This is a genomic window from Leucobacter sp. 1207-22, from assembly GCF_052850455.1.
The window spans coordinates 394,619-418,746 of the sequence record NZ_VXCR01000004.1 but is presented as its reverse complement, the minus strand read 5'-3'; the positions used below and the strand labels follow the sequence as shown (position 1 = coordinate 418,746).

The window sequence follows — 24,128 nt, the reverse complement described above, 5'->3', positions numbered from 1 at the left end:
CGGTGACCGTAAGCCCTTCAACCGTGACGGCGATCGTCGTCAGGGCGGTTACGGTGATCGTAACCGTGATGATCGTGGTGGCGATCGTAAGCCGTTCAACCGCGATGACCGTGGCGGCGACCGTCGTTTCAACGACCGTAACGACCGCGGTGATCGTGGGGGCCGCCGCCCTTTTGACCGTGACGGCCGCGATGATCGCGGAGGTGACTACGGCCGCGGTGGCACCCGTGGTGGCAACCGCAGCGACCGCGGTGGAGCAGATCGTGAGTTTACCGAGGCAGAGCGCCTTCAGCACTCGCTGCGTCCCGTCCGTGCTGAGCACGAAGACCCGCAGATCCCGGATTCCATCACCGAACGCGATCTGCATCCCGCGGCGCGCGTTGAACTGAAGACCCTCCAGGCTGAGACCGCCGAGAAGGTTGCACGCCACCTCGCTATGGTCGCATTGCTCATCGACGATGAACCTGCGCTCGCACACGAGCACGCAATTTCGGCGAGCCGTCGTGCAGGCCGAATCCCGGTAGCTCGTGAGACTCTTGCGATGACTGCGTACCGCACCGGCGACTTTGCACTCGCACTTCGCGAGATCCGCACCTTCCGTCGTATCAGCGGTCGTGATGATCACATTGCAATCCTTGTTGATTCTGAGCGTGGCATGGAGCGCCCAGACAAGGCCATTGAAGCTGGTCTCGCCGTTGACGCGAGCAAGCTCGAGACTGAGCAGCGCGTGCATCTCGCGATTGCGATGTCAGGTGCACGTCTTGATCTCAACCAGACGCAGCAGGCGCTGCTTGAGCTTGAGATCCCTGAGCTGAATCCGAACCGTGCATTCTCATGGAGCCCTGAGCTCTTCGGCGCATATGCGACCGTGCTTGAGGATCTCGGCCGTACTGAAGAAGCCGAGAAGTGGTTTGCCTACGCGGATCGCGCTGCCGAGGCACTGCACGAGCATGCGGCTGGATTCGACCAGCTCGAAGTCTTCGAGATCGTTGAGTCGGAAGAACCCATCGAGTTCGATGAGGATGAGTACGCTGCAGAAGATCGTCACGCTGACGAGGCTGATGAAGTAGACGATCACGCAGCAGAAGCAGATCGTGATGCTGAAACAGCGGCGATTGCTGAGCTCGCAGACGAAGTCCTCGCTGACGAGATGCACGAGGGCTCGCAGGCAGAGACTGATGCCGATGCTGATGCCGACGCTGATACCGCAGAAGACGTCATGAGCATCGAGGATGAGGTCGCTGAGCTCCTCGCTGAGGCAGGTATCGTCGATACTGCGGGTGACGAGGCGGCTGAAGATGACGCTGCTGAGACGGCTCCCGCCGCTGAAGACGCGGATGACGCCGACGCAGCAACGGATTCAAAGAACGACTAGTCAAACGCCGAGCACCTGGGAGGGTAATCGTGGGGATGTTTAGCCGACGCGGCAAGATGATTGACGCGCCGATTGTGGGTCGCGATGCGATCCTGACCGACCTCGACGGCGTCGTGTATCGCGGCGCCGGTGCAATCCCAGGTGCTGTTGAGCATCTGAACCGTGCTGCAGAGTCGATGCAAGTCGGTTACCTCACGAATAATGCTTCGCGGACTGATCGTGACGTGGCAGCCCATCTGCAAAGCCTTGGTCTTAAGGCCGCTGTGGATCAGGTTGTCACGTCACCCCAGGCTGCGGTGACCGTGCTGCGTGAGCGCGTTGCGCCAGGTTCTCTGGTGTTTGTCATCGGTGGCGAGGGCATTATGGATGAGCTGTCGAAGGCAGGCTTCCGTACCACGCGTAGCGCTGACGACAACCCAGACGCTGTCGTGCAGGGTTTCGCGCCTGAGGTGGGCTGGACCGAGCTTGCAGAGGCAGCATTTGCACTTGCGGATCAGCCCGGTCGCGATCCGCTGCCGTGGGTTGCGACGAATACTGACTGGACGATTCCGGTCGCACGCGGGCTCGCACCCGGCAACGGCACACTCGTGTCGGCGGTACACACTGCCGTTCAGCGTCTTCCTGAGTTTGCAGGTAAGCCTGAGCGTCCGATGTTTGAGACGGCAGCATCACGGTTCGGTGCGAAGAACCCGCTCATGCTTGGAGACCGCCTCGACACCGATATCAAGGGTGCAATCGAGGCTGGTATTGCATCGTTGCACGTCCTCACGGGCGCGGATCGGCCAAAGCAGTTGGTCGCCGCCTCGCAGGACATGCGTCCGAACTACATCGTCGCTTCGCTGGCCGAGCTGTTTGAGCCGTATCCCGCGACTGAGATCCGCCGTGATGGCTCGGTGAGTGTTGGGAGCGCACGTGTGCGCATGGACGGACACATCGCCAGCGTCGTTGACGAGGGTGACAGCGCGATCAATTTGCTCCGTGCCGGTTGTGGCGCGATTTGGAACTCTGGCCTGGCAATTTACGGTCTCAAAGTTCCTGAGATTATTTATGAGGATCACTGGCGCATCTAGCCAGAATGACATGAATCCCGCTTGGAGCGGCACCAGCAATGGTTCGCGCCAAGCGGGATTTTTGTATTTCTAGGCAATGCCACCTAGTTCGAGCACAATGAGCGCGCCATTGAGCACGACGATTGCGCCTGCTATTGCGATGCCTGCAATTCGCAGGGGAAGCCGGTTCACGAACTTACCCATGAGCTCGGTCTTGCCAGTGAGTGCGACGAGCGGAATGATTGCGAACGGCAAACCGAACGAGAGCACGACCTGGCTAATGATGAGCGACCATGTTGGATCGATGCCAGCCCCGAGAACGACGAGTGCAGGCAACAGGGTGACCACACGGCGGACGAGTAGGGGGATCCGCACCCGCAGGAGGCCAGCCATGATTTCTGCCCCAGCGTACGCGCCAACAGAGGTCGAGGCGAGACCAGAGGCGAGCAGGCCAATGCCGAATACGATGCCGACGCCCGCACCCAGGTGCGAGGAGATGACATTTGCTGCGCCATCGATGGAGTCAGTGCCATCGACACCCTGCAGACTTGCAGCTGCGAGAACGAGCATTGCGATGTTGACCCCGCCTGCGAGGACGAGCGCGAGGAAGACATCAACCTTTGACGCCCGCAGGAGGCGCTTGATGAGGTGCGGATCGGATCCGGAGGCCTCGATTGCCGGCCCGTGACGATCACGCGAGAGCGATGAATGTAGATAGATGGCGTGCGGCATGATCGTTGCGCCGAGCATGCTCGTCGCGAGGAGTAGCGACTGCACGTCTGCGAAACGCGGCACAAGACCAGCAACGAGCTCCGCTGGGTTGATGTTCACGAAGAGCAGGCCGCCGACGAAGCCAACGGTGATCACGATCAGCATGAAGATCATGACGCCCTCAAACTGGCGCTGCCGTTTGCCTTGCAACATCAGAATGAGGATGGAAAGGACGCCGACGATCACCCCGCCTGGAAGCAGCGGAATACCGAACAAGATGTACAACGCGAGTGCACCGCCGATGACCTCGGCTAGGTCAGTTGCAGCAGCAACGAGCTCTGCCTGGAGCCAGTACAGGCGCCGGTTCCACGGGGAGAGCCGTTTCCCGAGGATCGCAGGGAGGCTTTTTCCCGTGACGAGGCCGAGTTTCGCAGAAAGGTACTGCACGATGGCCGCCATGCAGTTTGCCAGAACGAGCACCCACAGCAGGAGATAGCCGTACTCGGCGCCAGCAGAGACATTCGCCGCGACGTTTCCGGGATCAACGTATGCGATCGCTGCGACGAAGGCAGGGCCAAGAAGAGCAACCAAGCGATGCGGAGATGTGCGCAGCGTGATCGTCGAAGTCCGGGGCATACCGGCAAGTGTATTTCATACTGGCAAGTTCTCTCTTCGTCACGGCGAACTCTTGTTCTTCGTGCACAAATTACTTCTCGTCTGCCTCAGTTCGATGTCCAGTGTCAGTGGGCAGAGATAGTCTGGAGTACATGAATACGCAGCACGATCCCGGAGCGCTCGGCCATGCTGAAGCTGTTGAGCGGTGCGCTGAACAGCTCACAGCAGTCGAAGCGCTGCCGCTTGCTGAGCGAGCACCCGGGTTCGAGCGCATGTACACCGAGCTGGTCAGCGAACTCGAACGTAGCGACGTGAGTGCAGAGTGATGACTGAACCCACTGAGCTCCAGCGCAGCGCTGTCTGGGAAGGGTCCGACGCGCGGCTCGATCGAGTGATCGCGGAGCTTGGGCTTGCACGATCCAGAAGTCGTGCAGCAGAACTCATTGCTGAGGGCGCGGTAGCTTGCGACGGCATCTCCGCGAAGAAAGCCGGAATGAAAATCGCATCGGGTACGCAGGTCACTGTGACCGGCGAAGATCGCTTTGTCAGTCGTGGCGCGCATAAGCTCGTCGCTGCGATTGCCGAGTTTGGGTTGCAGCCAGCGGGTCGCGTGGCGATGGACCTCGGTGCCTCGACAGGTGGGTTTACCCAGGTGTTGCTTGAGCATGATCCCGAAGTGGTGCTCGCGATTGACGTTGGGCACGATCAGATGGTGCCAGAGATTGCTGCTGATCCGCGCGTTCGCTCAATCGAGGGGTGCAATGCCCGAGAACTCACAGCAGAGCGGCTAGCCGATCTCACAGGAGTCGCTGAGCGCCCGAGCCTGATCGTCGCAGATCTCTCGTTTATTTCGTTGACGCACATCTTGCCCGCGATCGCGCGCTGCGCGAGCGATGACGCCGAAGCCGCAGTGCTCGTGAAGCCACAATTCGAAGTGGGTCGGGTGCGTAACGGCATCGTTCTCGACCCAGAACAGTGGGCGCAGGCGATCCGCACCGTGATGCGATCGGCAGCAGAACACGGGTTCGTGACACGTGGTCTCGCTCCCTCGCCAATTCTTGGCGGTGAAGGCAATCGAGAATTTCTTTTGTGGATCGCGCGCGGTACGCCCGCCGATCAGACAGAATGGGAGACGCGGATCACCGATGTGTGTGCGGTGTCTGCTGATCGCAGCGGAGCGGCAACTGGGAGGACGAACTGATGACACAGGCACCCGTGCGGCGCATGCTGATTGTCTCGCATACATTCCGTGAAGAGGCAGTCAGCGCAACAGTAGAGACCGTGCGCCGGCTGCGTGAGCGCGATGTTGTTCCCGTGCTGACCGAAGATGATCAGGCAGAGTTCGCGCCGTATCTTGCCCCAGCCCGCACTGAAGTGCTGGGTGTCGACGCTGACATTGATGACCTCGAAGCAGCAATCGTGCTCGGTGGGGATGGCACCATTCTTCGTGCGGCAGAAGTCCTACGCGGCTCAGCCTGCCCGATCGTCGGCGTGAATCTTGGCCATGTTGGCTTCCTCGCCGAGATGGAGATGCATGATCTTGAGTTCACGATTGATTGCGTGCTGCAGCGCAGATACACGGTCGAAGAACGTCTCACGCTTGATGTTCGCGCCGAGCATGAGGGCGAAACTATCGCTACGACATGGGCGCTCAACGAAGTCAGTGTCGAAAAGCGTCGACGCATGCTCGAGGTGGCAACAGGCGTCGACGGTCGACCACTGACGTCATTTGCCTGTGACGGTGTGGTCGTCGCTACTCCGACAGGGTCAACCGCATATGCGTTTTCGGCAGGTGCGCCAGTGGTTTGGCCTGGGGTTCAGGCTCTCCTCATGGTGCCAATTGCAGCCCACGCCCTCTTCAACCGTCCGGTTGTCACCGGACCAGAATCAACGATTACTGTCGAGATTCTCCCTGAGAATATTGGGCCAGGAGTCATGTGGTGTGACGGTCGGCGACGTACTGAGCTGCCAGCAGGTGCCATCGTGACGGTCTGCAGGTCAGAACAGACCGTGAAGCTTGCACGACTTGACGAGGCTCCGTTCTCTGAGCGCTTGGTACGAAAGTTCCACCTCCCGGTTGAAGGCTGGCGGGGGCACGGAGGTCGTGCTGCATGATTGAGGAGCTGCAGATCCGCGACCTCGGCGTCATCGCCGAAACTGTGCTGCCACTCGGGCCAGGCTTTACCGCTATTACAGGTGAGACCGGTGCCGGTAAGACCATGGTGGTGACCGCACTTGGTCTGCTCATGGGTTCCAGAGCCGACGCAAGCAGCGTGCGTGCGGGAGCATCGCAGGCCCGCGTCAGCGGAATCATTCGGGTAGAACCCGCTGAACTTCCAGGCGTCGCTGACATCGTCGACGAAGTTGGCGGTGACATTGAAGAAGACGAACTCGTACTAAGCCGCACGGTCAACGCCGAGGGTCGCAGCCGCGCAGTTGCCGGTGGCGTCGGTGTACCTGTTGGTGCGCTCGGCAGACTTGCAGAACAGTTGTTCGCGGTGCACGGGCAATCCGAACAATTGCGGCTCAAGTCCACAGCCGCGCAGCGTGAAACCCTTGACCGGTTTGCTGGCCCAGGGTTGGCAGCTGTGGCAAAAAAGTATCGCGCCGCACATGATGAGCGAATCGAACTCGAACGCAGGATCACTGAGCTTCGTGAAACCAGAGACGCGATTTCTGCTGAGGCGAACCGATTGCGGGAAGAGCTTGAACTCATCCAAGAGGTCAGCCCTGCACCAGGTGAAGAGCGCGAACTCGCAGCCCGCATCGAGGTGCTCGCAAACGTTGAAGCGCTGCGCGGTGCGGCGACTGCAGCCCAAGAAGCCGTTGCGAGCGAAGACGATGACCCGATGGCACGCGATGCTACCGGGCTCATCGATGATGCGTTGCACCAACTGGAACGAGTCACCGGAGTCGATCCACGTCTCGACGCGGTTGCGAACACGCTGCGCGAGGCGCGATTCCAACTCGCAGACGCCGGTCGTGATCTTGCCGAGTACGCAAGCGATCTCGATGAAGAGGGCCCCGCAGAGCTCGAACGCGCGAACGACCGTATGTCGGCGCTCACCCGTGTGCTGCGGCTCTTCGGTGAAGATTCTGAAGCAGTTCTCGCGTACGCAGAGACGGCCGGGCAACGCTTGCTCGAGATCGACGGCGAAGGCAGCTCAGAGGAGGCGCTTACCGCGCTTCTCGATGAGTGTCGAGTGCTGGAGACTGAACTCGCAGCCAAGCTCACTGAGCTTCGCACCAAGGCAGCGACAAAGCTTCGCAAGGGCGTGACCGCCGAACTGCGCCAGCTCGCTCTTCCAGATGCAGATTTCATCGTGGCGGTTGACCCGCTTGCGGTTCCTGCCCGGCACGGTGCCGACGAAGTGCAGTTTCTGCTGAGCCCGCATCCGGGCGCAACTCCGCGACCGGTCGCGAAAAGCGCATCAGGTGGCGAGCTGTCACGCGTCATGCTCGCGCTTGAGGTGGTGCTTGCTGGCGCAGACCCGGTACCAACCTTCGTGTTTGACGAGGTTGACGCGGGCATTGGTGGTGCAGCAGCGATCGAAATCGGCCGTCGTCTTGCGCGTCTCGCACAGACCTCGCAGGTCATCGTGGTGACCCACCTTGCGCAGGTCGCCGCCTTCGCGAGCAATCACCTGCAGGTCGTCAAAGACTCGTCAGGCGGCTACACCGAGAGCAGTTGTACCAGGCTGTCAGGTGAAGCACGAATTGATGAGATGGCAAGGCTCCTCTCTGGTCTCTCTACGTCAGAGAGCGCGCGTGAGCATGCAACCGAACTGTTAGAACTTGCCCGTTGAGAAGCTCCATCGCTCTGATAATCTGACGCTATGAGCAAGCTATTCGGGCACAAGAACGAAGACGCCGCTTCGACGACCGAAGAACCGGTCGCTGAAGCCCAGCCGGTGACCGAACCAGGCATCGTGCACGCAAACATCGAAGAGATGGATGCCGACCTCCGAGAGCTATATCGAGACGCGCGATCAGCGGCGGTCGAGGCTCAAAACGAATCCGTAGACAAGCGCAATCGCTTCGTCACCATGCGAAGCCCCTTCGTATTGGGATTCACCATCACGCTTGGTGTGCTCGTTGCAATTCTTGTGGGCGACATGTTCGGGCAGCTCAGCACGATCATCATGTACGTGGTCGCGGCGCTCTTCATCGCGCTCGGACTCGATCCGCTGGTACGCAAGTTTGAGAAGCGAGGCATGAAGCGCCCCGTGGGCATCGCCGTAGTGTTCCTCGGCTTCATTGCAATTATCGCGACAATTCTTGCGATCGTCATCCCGATGATCGCTCACCAGATCAATCTGCTGATCCAAAGCGCCCCTGAACTCGTCACCGACATTACGTCGAAGAGTTGGTACAAGGACATCAACGAGCGCTTTGGTCAGTACGTCGACTTCCAGGCACTGTTGAAGTCAGGTCAGGACCTCATCAGCAGGCCCGAAAACTGGACCCAGGTTGCTGGCGGTGTTTGGCAGGCAGGTATGGGCATTGCGAATGGGCTCACTGCCGCGCTCATTATCCTCATCCTGAGCCTCTACTTCTTGTCTTCGATGCGCTCGATCAAGCGCGGGTTCTACACCCTCGTGCCGCGCAGTGGTCGTGCGAAGGTCATCGATATCACCGAGCAGGTCGCAGGATCTGTTGGCGGCTACGTGAATGGCATGGTGCTGCTTGCGCTCATGAACTCGGTCTTGGGCTTCATCATGATGCTCATCGTCGGCGTTCCGTTCTCGGGCTTGGTCGCGGTAGGCGTCTTCATCCTCGCGCTGATCCCGCTCATCGGTTCGGTCATGGCTACCGTGCTCGTGGGAATTGTGGCCCTCTTCAACTCGCCGATGACTGCACTTATCGCCGTAATTTATTACCTCGTGTACATGCAGATCGAATCGTACGTGTTCACTCCGCGCATCATGAATCGTGTCGTTGCGGTTCCCGGCGCGCTGGTCGTGATTGGCGCACTCGCAGGCGGCACTTTGCTTGGTCTGCTCGGTGCGCTCATCTCGATCCCAGTGACTGCATCGATCCTGATGATCGTCAAGCAGGTCTGGGTTCCACGCCAAGAAACTCGATAATTCGAGTATCTGTCCATCACTCCTCAGAAACAGCTGATAGGATCAAAGCCCGTGGAAGCAGAGCTAAACGCGGAACAGCGTAAAACGACCAAGCACATCTTTGTCACCGGTGGCGTCGTGTCGTCGCTCGGCAAGGGTTTGACGGCAGCCAGCCTGGGTAACCTGCTCACCGCGCGCGGTCTGCACGTGGTCATGCAGAAGCTTGACCCTTACCTGAACGTCGATCCGGGAACTATGAACCCGTTCGAGCACGGCGAGGTCTTCGTGACTGACGACGGTGCCGAAACCGATCTTGACATTGGTCACTACGAGCGATTCCTCGGTATCAACCTCTCGCGCGCAGCGAACGTGACGACCGGCCAGATTTACTCTGACGTGCTCGCAGCAGAGCGCCGCGGCGATTACCTTGGTGCGACTGTTCAGGTCATCCCGCACATTACCAACGAGATCAAGCGCCGTATGCGCTTGCAGGCTGAGCAGGATCCGCAGCCAGACGTCATCATCACCGAAATCGGTGGCACCGTTGGTGACATCGAATCACAGCCCTTCCTCGAGTCTGCACGTCAGGTGCGTCACGAACTCGGCCGTAAGAACGTTATCTTCGTTCACGTTTCATTGGTCCCCTTCATGGGCGCTTCAGGCGAACAGAAGACCAAGCCGACGCAGCACTCAGTCGCAGCGCTCCGCTCCGTTGGTATCCAGCCAGACGCACTCGTTCTGCGCAGTGATCGCCCGGTCACGAAGGAGAACCTCTCGAAGATCGCACTCATGTGTGACGTCGAAGAAGGCGCAGTCGTGAACGCGATTGACGTCAAGAGCATCTACGATCTGCCGAAGCTGTTCAACGATCAGGGTCTCGATCAGACCGTTGTTGAGCACCTGAACCTTGCAGACCGTGCACCGCAGGTCGACTGGGCCGCATGGCAGCCAGTACTTGACTCAGTGCACAACCCGAAGGGTGAAGTCACCATCGGTCTTGTTGGCAAGTACATTGACCTTCCTGACGCGTACCTCTCGGTCACCGAGGCGCTCCGCGCAGGTGGCTTCGCGCACGCGACCAAGGTCAACATCAAGTGGATCCCCGCTGACACGTGCGAAACTCCAGAAGGTGCTCGTGAGCAGCTCAGCGACATGAATGCAATTTGCGTTCCTGGTGGCTTCGGCATTCGCGGCATCGAGGGCAAGCTTGGTGCGCTCCGTTTCGCCCGCGAGAACGGTCTTCCCGCGCTCGGTCTCTGCCTCGGCATGCAGGCCATGGTCATCGAATATGCACGCAACGTCGCTGGCCTTGAGAGCGCATCGTCGACTGAGTTTGATCCTGAGACCGCAGTGCCCGTCATCGCAACGATGGCTGAGCAGCGTGAGCACATTGATGGTGGCGACCTCGGGGGCACCATGCGCCTCGGCCTGTACGATGCAAAACTTGCTGAAGGCTCGCTCGCTGCTGAGCTCTACGGTTCGACCATGGTCGAAGAGCGTCACCGCCACCGCTACGAGGTCAACAACCAGTTCCGCGATCAGATCGCGGCTGCTGGCTTGAGCTTCTCGGGCACCAGCCCAGATGGTGAACTCGTCGAGTTCGTCGAGCTTCCCCGCGAGGTCCACCCGTACTACATCGCGACTCAGGCACACCCCGAGCTGCGATCACGCCCTGGTACGCCGCACCCCCTCTTTGCTGGTCTGGTTGGTGCAGCTATCGCCCGCCGCGAGGCAACGCACCTCTTCGAGGTGGAGAGCAACGGTGGCGCAAACGCCTAACCCCGTTCTCGGGGCTTCGTTCGACGGCTCGCTCGTTGACGCACCTGCACACGACGTGCAGGTGCTCGCGAGCGAGCTCGTCGCTACCGGCTACGTGTGGGATGTTCGACGAGATCGCTTCGTCTACGGCGATGCAGAGCTCGAACGTGACTACATAGATCATCCCGGTGCCGTCGCGGTCGTTGCGCTCGACGATGCCGGACGCGTACTGCTTATTCAGCAGTACCGACACCCGATCGCACACCGCGATTGGGAACTCCCCGCTGGCCTCATGGACGTCGCGGGGGAGCCAGGTCATCTGGCCGCAGCACGAGAACTCGCGGAAGAGGCCGACCTCGCAGCCGAGCGTTGGGACTTGCTCATTGACATGTTCCTCACGCCGGGTGGATCATCAGAAGCCATGCGCGTCTTCCTCGCACGTGACGTGCACCCGACCAAGCACACGTTCGTGCGTGAGGCAGAAGAAGCAGACATGCTCACCACCTGGGTGCCCCTTGAAGAGGCAGTACTTGCCGTCCTTGAAGGTCGAGTGAAGAACGCTGTCACTGCGGGCGGCATTCTTGCCGCGGCAACTGCACGCTCACTCGACTGGGCAACGTTGCGAACCCCAGATACCCCTTGGCCTGCACGTGACATCGTGCGCGGCGAGCGTTCAAAGTAGCCTCTATGGCGGTCACCTTTGACACGGCTGCCGAGCGTTGGCTGCGCCATCTCGTGATCGAGCGAGGGCTCTCAGAAAACACCCTCAAGGCATACCGTGCTGACCTTGCCGCCTACGGTGAATGGTTGGCTGGCGAACGTATCGTGGATCTAGCGCAGGTAACCCCCGCGCTCCTCTCTGCCTTCGTGGTGAGCCTCTCGGCGGGTGCTGCTGATGCCGCTGAGGGGTCCGCGCCCCTATCACCAGCAACGGTGACGCGTCGAACATCGACCGTGCGTGGACTGCATCGCTTCTTGTTCGAGGAAGGCCTGCTCGAAGAGTTCGCCGGACGCGGAGTACGCACCCCCAAGAAAGCCCAGCGGCTCCCGAAGGCGCTCACCATTGAAGATGTAACCGCGTTGCTCGATGCGACGGCCGGTGATGATCCGGTCGCTTTGCGCGATCGCGCGCTGCTTGAGCTGTTGTACGCGAGCGGTGCGCGTGTGAGCGAGGTCGCTGCGCTCGATCTTGATGACCTGGTTGGTGGGCATTCCGCGGGTGACGCATGGGCGGATCCCACGCGGGTACTCAGCGACGGCGGTTTTCTCCGTGTGACTGGCAAGGGATCGAAGCAGCGGATCGTGCCATACGGTCGTCACGCTGGTGCGGCGCTCGCGGCGTATCTCGTGCGCGCGCGGCCTGCCATGGTCGAGCGGGGCAAGGGGACGCCGGCGTTGTTCGTTGGTCCGCGCGGTGCCAGGCTCTCGCGGCAGAGTGCCTGGCTGGTCATTCGTGCGGCGGCGGATCGGGCAGAGATCACCGCCGAGGTTTCACCGCACACGCTGCGTCATTCATTTGCCACGCACTTACTCGCAGGCGGCGCTGACGTGCGTACCGTGCAGGAGTTGCTTGGGCATTCATCCGTCACGACGACGCAGATTTACACGCAGGTGACCCCGGATACGTTGCGCGAACACTATGTGATGTCACATCCGCGGGCGAAGTAGCGAACAATCGCCGTGCGGTAGACGCTGTGCGCCGGGGGAATACACACCGTGAAACTACCTTCGAATGTCGGTGGCGAGCGATAAGCTTGAGCCGAATCACGACCCCCAAGGAGAGTGCGTTATGGCGGACAAAGGCGAGCTCGGACCAACCGGTCGACCGGTGCGTGTCATTACTCCGCCTGAGTTCCTTGAAACACACGGTCCCGCACGCATCATCGCGATGTGTAACCAGAAGGGTGGCGTCGGCAAGACGACGACCACGATTAATCTGGGCGCTGCCCTCGCTCGATACGGGCGTAAGGTCCTCGCGGTAGATTTCGATCCTCAGGGTGCGCTGTCTGCGGGGCTTGGTGTTCCCGCGCACGAGGTTCCTACGATCTATGACCTCATGCTTGGCAAGATCAAGAACCCGCACGAGGTTATTCAGGGCACGGCGACCCCTGGGCTTGACGTGATTCCAGCAAACATTGACCTGTCAGCAGCAGAAGTGCACCTCGTGAGTGAGGTCGCACGCGAGCAGATCCTTGGCTCCGTGCTCCGTCGTGTTGTTGATGACTATGACGTCATCCTCATCGACTGCCAGCCTTCGCTCGGGCTGCTCACGGTGAATGCGCTCACCGCTGCGCACGGTGTCCTCATTCCGCTTGCGTGTGAGTACTTTGCACTTCGCGGCGTTGCATTGCTTATTGAGACCATCGAAAAGGTGCGCGATCGGCTCAACCCTGCGCTTGAGCTCGATGGCATCATTGCTACGATGTATGACCCGCGTACGTTGCACGCACGCGAAGTCCTTGAACGCGTGGTTGAAACCTTCGGCGAGAAGACCTTTGACACCGTGATTGGCCGAACGGTCAAGTTGCCAGACGCATCTGTTGCGGCACAGTCGATCCTCGACTACGCGCCGTCGAACGCTGCAGCTGAGGCCTATCTCACGCTCGCACGTGAGATCGTGCAGCGCGGCATAGTCGCATGACGATGACTGGCGCTCACATGCACGATCACGCTGAGACGCCAGACACGGTAACGCCTGGCAGTCAGCCGGGCGCAGATGGCGCCGGCTTCAGAGTTCGCCTTGAAGTCTTCGACGGGCCGTTCGATCTGCTCCTTAACCTCATCGGCAAACACGAGCTTGACATTACTGAAGTGTCGTTAAGCCTGGTCACTGACGAGTTCATTGCATACCTTGCGACCCTTGAAGGGCAAGGACTTATCGAACTCGACCAGGCGTCTGAGTTTCTGGTGGTCGCAGCGACGCTGCTCGACATGAAGATCGCAAGCTTGTTGCCGCAGGGAGAAGCTGTCGATGCTGAAGATATTGCGTTGCTCGAAGCACGCGACCTGCTCTTTGCCAGACTGTTGCAGTATCGCGCGTTCAAGCAGGCGAGCGCATGGTTCGCTGAAAAGTTTGTCACCGAGGCAGGCCGCCACCCGCGACAGGTGCCACTCGATGCCAAGTACCGCAGTGCTGGCCCTGAACTTGTGTGGACGCTGACCCCGCAAGACTTTGCCACGATCGCAACCCTTGCGTTCACACCGCGCGCAATTCCTATGGTTGGTCTTGACCACCTTCACGCACCGCTTGTCTCGATCCGTGAACAGGCTGCGATCGTCGTTGCGATGTTGCGCAGTGACGGTGCACTGAACTTTCGGCATCTCATTGCAGGAGTTGACGCGACAACTGAACGTGGTGTGATTGTTGCTCGCTTCCTTGCGATACTCGAGTTGTACCGTCGAGGTTCAGTACTTTTTGACCAGGCTGAACCACTCGGCGACCTCCACGTCCAGTGGGTTGGCGAAGACTGGAGCGACGACGAACTCGCTACCCTTGGAAGTGATTATGACTAACGAACAGCAACCAACAACCGAGCTCGCCGCAGCGCGCGAAGCGCACACGCTTTCGCAGCAGCTCGAGGCGTTGCTCATCGTCGCAGATCACTCCCTGTCTGCTGTTGAGCTTGCAGCTGCGACCGACCACCCGGTGCGGCTCGTGCGATCCGCCCTCGCCTCACTCGTAGCCGACTACAACGGGACCGACGAAACGCTCGCAAGCAGCGGCACGCCCCGCGGCTTTGAACTGCGAGAAACCGCAAACGGATTCCGGTTCTACGCGCGTGCAAGCCTTGACCCGATCGTGGCCGACTTCGTGCAGCAGACCACCCCAGCAAAACTGTCGCAGGCTGCGCTTGAAACGCTCGCGGTCATCGCCTATCGCCAGCCCATTACGCGGGGTGCAATCGCGTCGATCCGCGCAGTAAACGTAGACTCAGTAGTACGCACCCTGCTGGGCCGCGGGCTCGTGGAAGAGGTAGGGCTCGAGCCCGACACGAACGCGGTCCTGTATGGCACAGGTGACATGCTGCTGACGCAGCTTGGAATCGACCACCTGTCACAGCTTCCGCCAATCGCGCCGCTCCTGGAAGACGGCACCGAAGGATTTGATCATGAAGAACTCTGACCGCAACGACTCGAACGACTTTGGCGGCTCGTTCACCGTCGACGGTGAAGTAGTCGACGTTGATCTCGCCGAGTTTGGCTGGGAGCCGCGGGCGCAGGCTGCACCCGCGCAGGTTGACGATCGTCCCCGTCTGCAGAAGGCCCTCGCACACGCAGGCATCGCATCGCGCCGCGCGTGCGAGACGCTCATCACGACGGGACGTGTGACCGTCAACGGTGAGGTGGAGCACGAACTCGGTACCCGCTTGAACCCAGGTGACGAGGTGCGCGTCGACGGCGTCGTGGTGCAGCTCGATGTGTCGAAGCGCTACTTCGTACTCAATAAGCCGACCGGTGTCGTATCGACCATGGCAGACGAAGACGGTCGCCCAGATCTGCGCGAATTTACTGAGAAGGTTGGCACAACTCCCGCTGACCGCCTGTACAACGTCGGCCGACTCGATACCGATACGAGCGGGCTGCTCATTTTGACCAACGATGGTGACCTCGCGCACGCGCTCGCACACCCGAGTTTTGGCGTGCAAAAGACCTACATCGCGAAAGTTCGTGGCCGCGTGCGCCCAGCAACTGTCCAAGCGCTTAAAGACGGCATTGAACTGAAAGACGGTCCGATTCGGGCGGATCGCGTGAAGCTGCTCCCTGACACGTCAAACAGCACGAACACACTCATCGAACTCACCATTCACTCGGGGCGAAACCGCATCGTGCGTCGCATGATGGCCGAGGTTGGCCACCCGGTCCTCGAACTTGTTCGTCGCAGCTTCGGCCCACTGAACCTTGGCACCCTTGGCTTGGGAGAACTACGCGAGATGTCTGCAGCCGAGCGCGGTGCGATTCTGTCTGCGGTTGAAGACGGCGGCAAGAAAGAAACCGCACGCTCAAGCCGTGACAGCGAGAACACCGCGAAGCAGCAGGTGCGCAACAAACGACGTGAGATCACCGCAGGCCGTCCAGGCGACGGCGCAGGCGCTCGCGGCATGCGCGGCATCGCTGCAAAGGGCAACCCACACGGCCGTGGTGGCGCAGGTCGCGGCAATGGCGGCGGCAAGCCCGACAGCGGCAAGCCACGTGGCAACGGTGGCAACGGCGGCAAGCCCGGTGGCAAGAACAACGGCGGTGGCTCCGGTCGCCGTGACAACCGAGGAGGACAGCGATGAGTCCAGCTCCCCACACGTTTGTGACCCGGGTGACGGGTTCCGTACACGTCATTGGTGCAGGTCTTCTCGGCGCAAGCATCGGCCTCGGCCTACGTGAGCGCGGTGTCGAGGTCACCCTTGAAGACCAGTCGCCCACCGTGGTCGCGCTCGCCGCAGACTACGGCGCCGGTCGTGCACGTGCCGAGCATGATCCGCATCCATCGATTGTCATCGTGGCAACCCCACCAGATGTCGTTGCTGACGTCGTGGCGAGCGCACTTGCCCGATTCCCTGACGCCGTCGTCACCGATGTCGCGAGCGTCAAGCTTGCGCCATTCGTCGAGCTCAAGCGCCGCGGCGTCGACCTGACGAACTACGTCGGCTCGCACCCGATGGCAGGTCGTGAGCGCGGCGGAGCAATCATGGCGCGCGCCGATCTCTTCACCGCACGACCCTGGGTGATCTGCCGCGATGAAGAAACTCCGGCGAGTGTGCTCTCTGCGGTCGAGGCGATTGCGCTGGACCTCGGCTCGGTATTGATCGAGATGACTCCTGAAGAGCATGACCGTTCTGTGGGCCTGGTATCGCACGTGCCGCAGGTGATTTCGAGTCTGCTCGCTGCTCGCTTGGTGCCAGCGCCTGAGCTGTCGATGAACCTTGCGGGAGCGGGCGTCCGCGATACGACACGCATTGCAGCGAGTGATCCCGAGCTGTGGGTGCAGATTCTCGGTGCGAACAGTGAACCAATTGTCGAGGTGCTCGACGCGTTCGTCGCAGATGTGCAGCAGTTCGCTGACGCGTTGCGTGCGATCGAGGCTCCAGGCTCGCGCCGCCAAGTTGCAGACCTCATGGCACAGGGAAATCTTGGGGTAAAGCGCCTTCCTGGCAAGCACGGATCCAGTGAGAGATTTACCTCAATTACGGTGCTCATCGACGATCAGCCGGGCGAGCTGGCACGCTTGCTCACCGAACTCGGAGATCTGGGCATTAATATGGAAGACTTGCGCCTTGAACATTCGCCAGGCGCAGAGATCGGATTCGCGGAGATCGCGGTGCTGCCAGAAGTGGCAGAGCGCGCGACGACCGACCTGACTGAGCGCGGCTGGAGGACGCTGTAATGACTGAAGTAATGCTCGTCGCTATCGACGGACCAGCGGGCAGCGGCAAGTCGAGCGTCGCTCGTCAGGCGGCGGATCGCCTAGGTTTTGGCATTCTCGACACCGGCGCGGCCTACCGCACGCTCGCATGGTCAGCGCTGCACACGAATACCGATCTCGAAAATGAGCAAGCAGTGCTCGAACTCATGGATGCGTGGTCGTACCAGACCACACTGCAGGGGGAGCAGCGTATCGGTGTTGTGCTGCCCCACGCTGACGGTGAGCGCACCCACGACGTGACAACCGAGATTCGTGAGCCTGCCATTAGTGGTCAGGTGAGCAGAGTCTCAAAGCACCCCCAAGTGCGTGAACGGTTGAACGAGATGTTTCGTGACATCGTGGCGACATCGGGCCTTCCCGGTGTGGTCATCGAAGGTCGCGACATCACGACCGTTGTCGCCCCGAATGCGCCCGTACGCATTCTGATGACAGCTTCGCCCGAGGTGCGTGCCACGCGTCGCGCCGGTGAACTGCCTGGCGCAACGCACGAACAGGTGCTTGCTGACATCACCGCGCGCGATGCGAAAGACGCGCTCGTGGTGGATTTCCTTCACCCCGCTCCCGGGGTAACGCTCGTTGATACGAGCGATCTTGACTTTGAACAGTCGATTCAGGCTGTGATTGACATCGTAGAGGCCGTCCGTGCCTCGGAACAGGACCCCCGATGACGACCCAGAACGAACAACTGGATCCGGCAGGCGAAGAATTCGACGTCTCCGAGATCGACGCCACCGAGGTAATCGTTGGCGAAGGCTTTGACTCTGAGCTCACCGACGAGGAGCGCCTGCGCAGCATGCGTTCAACGCTCGACGCGTTTGACCTTGACGAGGACGACCAGCAGGTGCTCTTCGGTGAAGACGGTGAGTTCCTTGGCTTCCAGGAGAAGCTTGCTGAGGCGCTTCCCGTTGTCGCAATCGTTGGTCGCCCGAACGTTGGCAAGTCGGCACTCGTGAACCGTATCCTCGGTCGCCGCGAGGCAGTCGTCGAAGACATCCCTGGTGTGACCCGTGACCGCGTGACCTACACCGCCGAGTGGGCTGGCAAGCGCTTCTCACTCGTCGACACCGGTGGCTGGGAGCCCGACGCGAAGGGTATCGACGCGTCGGTCGCACTCCAGGCTGAGATCGCAATCGAACTCTGCGACGTTGTGCTTTTCGTTGTTGACTCACGTGTTGGCCCGACGTCGACCGATGAGCACGTGGTACAGCTGCTTCGCCGTACCAATAAGCCTGTCTTCCTCGTTGCAAACAAGGTTGATGATGCAGTGCTCGAACCCGAAGCTGCGCAGCTGTGGTCGCTCGGCCTTGGCGAGCCCCGTGCCGTCTCAGCGCTGCACGGTCGTGGCGCAGCTGACCTGCTCGACGACGTCGTGAAGTCGCTGCCCAAGGAGTCGGCTGTTGCTGCTCCGAAGCTTGCAGGGCCCCGTCGCGTCGCGCTGCTTGGCCGCCCGAACGTGGGTAAGTCGAGCCTGCTCAACAAAGCTGCAGGTGAAGAGCGTGTTGTCGTCAACGAGCTTGCAGGCACCACGCGTGACCCCGTTGACGAGCAGGTCGAGATCGCGGGACGTGTCTGGACCTTCGTTGATACCGCAGGTATCCGCCGTCGTGTACGCCAGCAGAAGGGCGCGGACTTCTACGCGACCCTTCGTACTCAGGCCGCACTTGAAAAGGCTGAGGTCGCCGTTGTCCTGATTGATGTGACTCAGGAGATCTCCGATCAGGATCTGCGCATCATCGACCTCGTCCTTGAGTCGGGCCGTGCCCTGGTACTTGCGTTCAACAAGTGGGACCTGCTTGACGATGAACGACGCCGTTACCTCGAGCGTGAGATCGAGGCTGACCTCGCTCACGTGGATTGGGCTCCGCGCGTCAATATTTCGGCACGTACCGGCCGTCACCTTGAGAAGCTCGTTCCTGCGCTCGAAACTGCTTTGGACTCGTGGGATTCACGTATCCCCACAGCGAAGTTCAACGCTTTCGTTGCAGAGCTCACCCAGGAGAACCCGCACCCCGTGCGCGGTGGCAAGCAGCCCCGTATTCTCTTCGGTACTCAGGTGCAGAACCGTCCGCCCACGTTCGTGCTCTTCACGACCGGCTTCCTGGATCCCGGCTACCGCCGCTTCATCCAGCGTCGTCTGCGCGAGACCTTCAACTTCGAAGGCAGCCCAATTGTGCTGAACATGCGTATTCGCGAGAAGCGCCCGCGTCCGTAATCCGGACGTATACGACAACGGAGGGGCGGATCCCAGTGCTTACTGAGATCCGCCCCTCCGTTGTATTTTGACCCGAACGCCGGGAACTGGATACCGTGCTTACCAGTCCCGCGGGCTGATGAGCTCTTCGATATCGGCGTCCTCGAAGCCATAGGCCTCAGCAATCACCGCAAAGTCCTCAGCGATGGTTTCCCGTGCAACGGTCTCGATGTCGCTGTCGGCGGCACTGAAGGCTGCTTGGAGGCCGTTGAACGATTCTGTTGCTGCATGCGTGAGCACATAGAGTCCGTCAAGGTCTGCCGGAGGCGCGGCCTCAATCTGGGTGCAGAGCGTCGTGAGGATCGCCTTGCACTGATCCACGAGATGGTCTGGGTAATAGTCATCCCCATACATGTCTTCCAGGAATGGGTATTCAGCGAGCTGGGCATTAGTGATCATGCTGCGGGCCTTTCTGATGGGTAAGGGTTGTCGCGCGCAGGGCGCAGCACGAACAAGCCAATGAGGAATGCGCCAATAGTGAGTACGATACCGCCAAACAACACGGTGCCACGCAATCCGAAGAGACTGCCGAGCACCGCGACTGTCAGCCCGCTAAAGGTCATCATTCCCGGCCCGAACATCGTGTATGCGCCGATGATCCGCCCACGTTCTTCATTGGGCGCACGCAATTGCACAATGCTCATCTCAGTCGAATCAGCCGTGATGCGTGCGATACCGCCGATGACGAGAGCGACGAGTGCGAGCGCGTAGAACGGGCTGAGTGCAAATACGATCGTGGTGATGCCAAGCACGATGGCGCTGATAACTGCGGTGCGAGGCGTGATCGGAACTTTGCCTGTCGCTTCGAGAAGGAAGCCGCCGAGCACGCCGCCAGCTCCGTTGGCAAAGAGCAAGGCGCCGTAGGCGAGGCCGGCAGATCCGGCACCTAGCTCATCGGCAAACTCAGGCATGGCGTTCTGAATGACCGCTCCGAGCGTGGCAGCGCTGAGGGCAGACAGCATCACCATACCGAGAAGCTGCTTGTCGCGGCGGATCGTCCCCAAGACCTTGAACGCAGAGAAGAAATTCTTTGGCGCATCTGCGGATTTCTTCGGAGCTTGGGCATCTGGCGCGGCCTTCGGGATCTTCACGAACATCAAGAAGACCGTGAGCGGCAGGTAGAACAGAATGTTCACAAACATGCCGTACGCGGGACCGATGCTGAGGAGCAGTGCCGAGCCGATGACCGGGCCAGCAAGGAAGCCAAGTGAGCGGAACGTAGAATTCATGCGAATCGCGCCGGTGAGCTGCGCTGGGCCAGCGAACCGGTAGAGCATGAGTTGTTCAGCTGGCATCCAGATGCAGCCGGCAATGCCGTGCAGCACGAGGAGGACGCACGCGTGCCAGAGCTCAAGCGTTCCTGTGAGAAACAGGACGCCCCAAGCGAGTGAAACACTCATGAAGAGCAGCTGCGCGATCTGAATGACGCGACGGCAGTCGAAGCGTTCTGCGAGCGCTCCTGCCGCGACCGAGAAGAGCAAGTAGGGGAGCCAATGACTGATGATCTGGAACCCCACAAGCCACGGCGAATGGAAGGTCTGCCAGAGCACCCAGTAGGCGAGCACATGTTCGATGTTGTCAGCCATCATCGACATGGCGCCGCCAATAATGTAGGGGCCAGTTTTGCGGTGACGAATCGCTCCGAATTTGCGTGGTTGACTTTCGAAGCTCTCGTTACTACTCACGAGGAGTCACCTTAGCAGCGGCTATACGTCACGTGTGGACATGGTGATGCGCAGAACAGACAGCTCAGCCGCCGTGAGCCTCATCCGGAATGAGCTGCTGCCACGTGAACCGTGCTCAACGCCGGAACATGTCGCTACCGAAGAGCTTGGATCCGAAACGGGAGAACGTGCAACACTTACTCGGCATCAGCTCCAAATCTCAGGGAATGCGACGTCGCGGCCGAGAATACGTTCGGCCGCACGGTGGCCTGACATGAGTGCCGCGGTGACCGTGGCTGGGTCATCTGTCCAGGTCGCTTCGCCAGCGATGTGCAGCACATCACCGACCGGGGTCGCGAGCAGGTCATGGTCTTCAGGGGTTGAACCGACGGTCATGTATGCGTACGAACCGCGTGACCATAGATCGTCTTGCCAGCGGGTGACGTGGATCTGCGCGGGGTCGCTCACCCGGTCTCCGTACAGCGCACGCAGCTCTGTGAGCACATCCTCAACGATCTCTGCGTCTGACCAGTCACGAGTGTCACGCGCGCAAGGTCCTGCTGCGAACGTGAGGAGCGTAGGCTCACCATGCAAGGCAGTGAGGTCGTACCACGAGTGCCACCAGCGGCTTTCTGGGCCTTGGCGGCGGATCGCATACACCCCGTCGTCCCAGAACTTCTCGGTGAACCTGATGAATACCTTCTCGAACGCGTTCATGCGGAGTCCAGCGAGTGCGCTGGCATTACGCGCTGGCAATGGCGGATCAATGACGAACTCCGTCGACTGCAGGACACCAACGGGAACCGTCACAACTGCGCGTGCTGCGGTGAAGGTGCCACGGTTGCTCGTTACTTCGACTCCGGATTCGCTCCAGCGCACAGCCGTGACCTCGTGTGTGAGCCGCACGTCAAGCCCCTGCGCGAGATGTGTGGCGAGCGCATCGTAGCCCTGTGGGAAGACGACCTCATCGCCGTCGATCGCATCATCGTCGAGCCCGTGCGCGTCGAGATCTTCGATCCACACCCCATACTGTTCTTCTGCACGGTGCCGGAAGTATTCGCGTGCTCGCTCGGCTCGCGCGTCATCCCAGCGGAGCGAGCCGAGCGTACGCTCTACGACGTCTGCATACGAGTCGCCCTCCTGCGATGCTGCGATCGTCTGGACAAGCGCCGCATCAACCGCATGAATATCGGCGGTGAACTGCGCGGCTGCGGTCGACGACAGGCGCTCGTTGTCTGGTCCGTAGTAAGCCATGGGGCGGCTGTCGGGCTGGTACCCGCCGACGGTGAACTCAACCATCGGCATGCCAAATGCCGTGGCTGCCTCGAAGACTGGGCTATCGGTGATGCCGTGGATCCACGAGGCGCCGAGGTCAGTTGCCCGTCCGCCTTCGCGATCGGTATGCACACGCCCGCCGATACGATCTCGTGCCTCAAGAACCGCGACGCGTTGACCGTCGCGAGCAAGTAACCGGGCGGTGGTGAGACCAGAGATACCTGCACCGATGATGAGGGTGTCAAAGTGCGTCATGAACTGCTCCAAGTAGGAAAGTGAAAAGTGCGGGAACCGTGCTGCGGTCTACTCGTCGGGAACGAGTACTGGCGTATCGCGGTTGAGGCTTTCACCGCGGAAGAACGGCCGCGAGTTCGGCTGGAATGCCCAGATTCCCATGAGCACGAAGCCGAGCACGATCGCTCCGACGCCAATGACGAACGCGCCGCCAATGCCAAACAGCACGGTGTTGCCATAGTCGGTTGCCCACATGTCGATTGCCGATTGGATGAACGCGTAGGTCAACATGATGCCACCAAGCAACGGCAGAATGCCGCGCATCCACAGGTTGCGAGCACTGCTGCGCAGCGTTGATCGGAAGTACCAGACACAGGCGAACGAGGTCAGCGCGTAGTAGAGCGCAACCGCGAGGCCCATTGACGTGAGCGAATCGGCGAGCATGTCTGTCGAGACGAGCGACATGACGACGTAATAGACGATTGAAGCGATGCCCATGACGAGCGTGGAGAACCAGGGCGTCTTGAACTTCGGGTGCACCGAGGCAAACTTTGCAGGGAGCGCGCGATAGACCGCCATTGAGAGGGTGCCGCGCGCGGTCGGCAAAATCGTGGTCTGCGTCGACGACGCAGCAGAAACCATCACCGCGAGAATCAAGAACCAGCCCCACGGGCCAAAGAGCACATCACGGAGAACCGTGAAGACATCGTCGAGATTCGCGGCGTTGGTGAGGCCATAACCAGTGTCGCCAAAGCCGGCAAACATCATGACAGCGATCGAGACGCCAACATATACAACGATGAGCACGACGATGCTCGACAATGCCGCACGGCCGGGAGTCTTGCGCGGATTCTTCGTCTCTTCGTTCAGCGCCAGGCAGGTATCCCAGCCCCAGTAAATGAAGAGCGCGAGTAGAACGGCCTGCATGAATCCGCTCCAGCTGCCGAGCTCTGCAGGGTTGAACCAGTTCCAGTCGAATGCAACTGAGTCGGGGTTACTGCCGTTGAGTGCGTTCACAAGTGCGAGCACGCCAAAGAGCAGGAGTGCACCCATCTGGATGACCATGAGGACCATCTGCATGCGGTCACCGATCTGCACACCGAGCATGCTGATGCCTGACATGAGCGCGATGAACACGACTGAGGTAATGACGACAATGGTTTGGTCATTTGCGAACTCATTATTGCCGACGAGGTACCAGAAGTAGCGGCCGGTGATTTCACCAACATTGGCCATCACCATGACGCCTGCAACGGCGACCGCCCAGCCACCGATCCACCCGGTCACCGGTCCGAAGGCCTTGGTGCCCCAAACGAAGGTGGTGCCGCAGTCAGGAGCCTCGCGGTTGAGCTCTTGGTACGCGAACGCCGCAAACACCATGGGGATACATGCCACGACGAAGACGAGCGGAGCTTGTGCGCCAACCGCAACAATGACGTAGCCGAGCGTCGCTGCGAGCGAATACAGCGGGGCTGTCGACGAGAGGCCGATAATCGTTGAGCCAACGACGCCGAGTGTGCCTTGGTTCAATCCTTTGCCCGTATGAATATGGCCAGCGTCGGTCGCGTTGTCGAGTGTGTACTTTGTCACGTCGGGGTTCCTCGTCATTGTGGAAGTAGGACGTGTTCATCTTAGGGGTACGAGACGACGTGTGAGCGCCGACGCCGGCAAACGAGCGCGGGTGTGCTGGCACCAACGGTGGAGTTGATGCCAGC

The 24,128-nt window shown here is 60.4% G+C and carries 21 protein-coding genes and 1 pseudogene; 17 read left to right on the top strand and 5 right to left on the bottom strand.

The window, feature by feature from the left end; translation table 11 throughout:
- Together FW756_RS10160 and FW756_RS10155 are read left to right on the top strand one after the other, a co-directional pair.
- Positions 1-1,375 (top strand): hypothetical protein (locus FW756_RS10160; protein WP_446430028.1); only part of this gene is annotated, 1,375 nt, incomplete at its 5' end.
- Between the two features lie 35 nt (positions 1,376-1,410).
- Positions 1,411-2,445 (top strand): HAD-IIA family hydrolase, encoded by a 1,035-nt coding sequence (locus FW756_RS10155; RefSeq protein ID WP_446430041.1) that lies wholly within the window; start codon positions 1,411-1,413, stop codon positions 2,443-2,445.
- 69 nt (positions 2,446-2,514) lie between these two features.
- Here FW756_RS10155 and FW756_RS10150 read toward each other — a convergent pair whose 3' ends face one another.
- Positions 2,515-3,771 carry an Nramp family divalent metal transporter gene (locus tag FW756_RS10150; protein WP_446430027.1) on the bottom strand — a complete coding sequence of 419 codons (1,257 nt, stop codon included), beginning with the start codon at positions 3,769-3,771 and terminating at the stop codon, positions 2,515-2,517.
- 131 nt (positions 3,772-3,902) lie between these two features.
- Between FW756_RS10150 and FW756_RS10145 the strand changes: the two genes are divergently transcribed.
- The 15 genes and pseudogenes from FW756_RS10145 (at position 3,903) to der (ending at position 19,201) form a co-directional block, all read left to right on the top strand.
- Positions 3,903-4,076 (top strand): hypothetical protein, encoded by a 174-nt coding sequence (locus tag FW756_RS10145; protein ID WP_446430026.1) that lies wholly within the window; start codon positions 3,903-3,905, stop codon positions 4,074-4,076.
- On the top strand, positions 4,076-4,951 hold the full coding sequence (locus FW756_RS10140; protein ID WP_446430025.1) for a TlyA family RNA methyltransferase: 876 nt from the start codon (positions 4,076-4,078) through the stop codon (positions 4,949-4,951). Before FW756_RS10145 ends, FW756_RS10140 begins: the two co-directional genes overlap by 1 nt.
- The gene (locus FW756_RS10135) at positions 4,951-5,865 is read left to right on the top strand and encodes an NAD kinase (RefSeq protein WP_446430024.1); all 915 of its coding nucleotides are present in this window, start codon (positions 4,951-4,953) and stop codon (positions 5,863-5,865) included. The genes FW756_RS10140 and FW756_RS10135 overlap by 1 nt, the downstream gene beginning before the upstream one ends.
- Complete coding sequence (gene recN, locus FW756_RS10130; protein ID WP_446430023.1) at positions 5,862-7,556, top strand: DNA repair protein RecN; 1,695 nt, start codon at positions 5,862-5,864, stop codon at positions 7,554-7,556. The genes FW756_RS10135 and recN overlap by 4 nt, the downstream gene beginning before the upstream one ends.
- A 30-nt stretch (positions 7,557-7,586) precedes the next feature.
- On the top strand, positions 7,587-8,837 hold the full coding sequence (locus FW756_RS10125) for an AI-2E family transporter (RefSeq protein ID WP_446430022.1): 1,251 nt from the start codon (positions 7,587-7,589) through the stop codon (positions 8,835-8,837).
- Positions 8,838-8,888: 51 nt separating this feature from the next.
- A complete protein-coding gene (locus FW756_RS10120; RefSeq protein ID WP_446430021.1) occupies positions 8,889-10,595 on the top strand; it encodes a CTP synthase in 1,707 nt (568 codons plus the stop codon).
- Positions 10,579-11,256 (top strand): NUDIX domain-containing protein, encoded by a 678-nt coding sequence (locus FW756_RS10115; protein ID WP_446430020.1) that lies wholly within the window; start codon positions 10,579-10,581, stop codon positions 11,254-11,256. The genes FW756_RS10120 and FW756_RS10115 overlap by 17 nt, the downstream gene beginning before the upstream one ends.
- Before the next feature lie 5 nt (positions 11,257-11,261).
- Positions 11,262-12,242: a site-specific tyrosine recombinase XerD gene (locus FW756_RS10110; protein ID WP_446430019.1), complete on the top strand. Its 981-nt coding sequence runs from the start codon at positions 11,262-11,264 to the stop codon at positions 12,240-12,242.
- 121 nt (positions 12,243-12,363) lie between these two features.
- Positions 12,364-13,215 (top strand): ParA family protein, encoded by an 852-nt coding sequence (locus FW756_RS10105; RefSeq protein WP_446430018.1) that lies wholly within the window; start codon positions 12,364-12,366, stop codon positions 13,213-13,215.
- 2 nt (positions 13,216-13,217) lie between these two features.
- Positions 13,218-14,087, top strand: a complete 870-nt coding sequence (locus FW756_RS10100; protein ID WP_446430017.1) for a segregation and condensation protein A — start codon at positions 13,218-13,220, stop codon at positions 14,085-14,087.
- Positions 14,080-14,697 carry an SMC-Scp complex subunit ScpB gene (gene scpB, locus FW756_RS10095; protein ID WP_446430016.1) on the top strand — a complete coding sequence of 206 codons (618 nt, stop codon included), beginning with the start codon at positions 14,080-14,082 and terminating at the stop codon, positions 14,695-14,697. Before FW756_RS10100 ends, scpB begins: the two co-directional genes overlap by 8 nt.
- 130 nt (positions 14,698-14,827) lie before the next feature.
- A pseudogene (locus FW756_RS10090) lies at positions 14,828-15,538 on the top strand (pseudouridine synthase); the annotation flags it as partial.
- 311 nt (positions 15,539-15,849) lie between these two features.
- On the top strand, positions 15,850-16,950 hold the full coding sequence (locus tag FW756_RS10085; protein ID WP_446430015.1) for a prephenate dehydrogenase: 1,101 nt from the start codon (positions 15,850-15,852) through the stop codon (positions 16,948-16,950).
- Entirely contained in the window at positions 16,950-17,657 is a 708-nt protein-coding gene (gene cmk, locus FW756_RS10080; RefSeq protein ID WP_446430014.1) for a (d)CMP kinase, read from the top strand. The genes FW756_RS10085 and cmk overlap by 1 nt, the downstream gene beginning before the upstream one ends.
- Positions 17,654-19,201 carry a ribosome biogenesis GTPase Der gene (der, locus tag FW756_RS10075; protein WP_446430013.1) on the top strand — a complete coding sequence of 516 codons (1,548 nt, stop codon included), beginning with the start codon at positions 17,654-17,656 and terminating at the stop codon, positions 19,199-19,201. Before cmk ends, der begins: the two co-directional genes overlap by 4 nt.
- A gap of 99 nt (positions 19,202-19,300) precedes the next feature.
- On the opposite strand, the gene FW756_RS10070 is transcribed toward der, so the two are convergent.
- The 4 genes from FW756_RS10070 to FW756_RS10055 form a co-directional block, all read right to left on the bottom strand.
- A complete protein-coding gene (locus FW756_RS10070) occupies positions 19,301-19,639 on the bottom strand; it encodes a DUF5713 family protein (RefSeq protein ID WP_446430012.1) in 339 nt (112 codons plus the stop codon).
- Positions 19,636-20,925: an MFS transporter gene (locus FW756_RS10065; protein WP_446430011.1), complete on the bottom strand. Its 1,290-nt coding sequence runs from the start codon at positions 20,923-20,925 to the stop codon at positions 19,636-19,638. The genes FW756_RS10070 and FW756_RS10065 overlap by 4 nt, the downstream gene beginning before the upstream one ends.
- 186 nt (positions 20,926-21,111) lie before the next feature.
- Positions 21,112-22,434 carry a flavin monoamine oxidase family protein gene (locus FW756_RS10060; RefSeq protein ID WP_446430010.1) on the bottom strand — a complete coding sequence of 441 codons (1,323 nt, stop codon included), beginning with the start codon at positions 22,432-22,434 and terminating at the stop codon, positions 21,112-21,114.
- A 48-nt stretch (positions 22,435-22,482) separates the two neighbouring features.
- Entirely contained in the window at positions 22,483-24,003 is a 1,521-nt protein-coding gene (locus FW756_RS10055) for an APC family permease (RefSeq protein WP_446430009.1), read from the bottom strand.
- Positions 24,004-24,128: the final 125 nt, after the last annotated feature.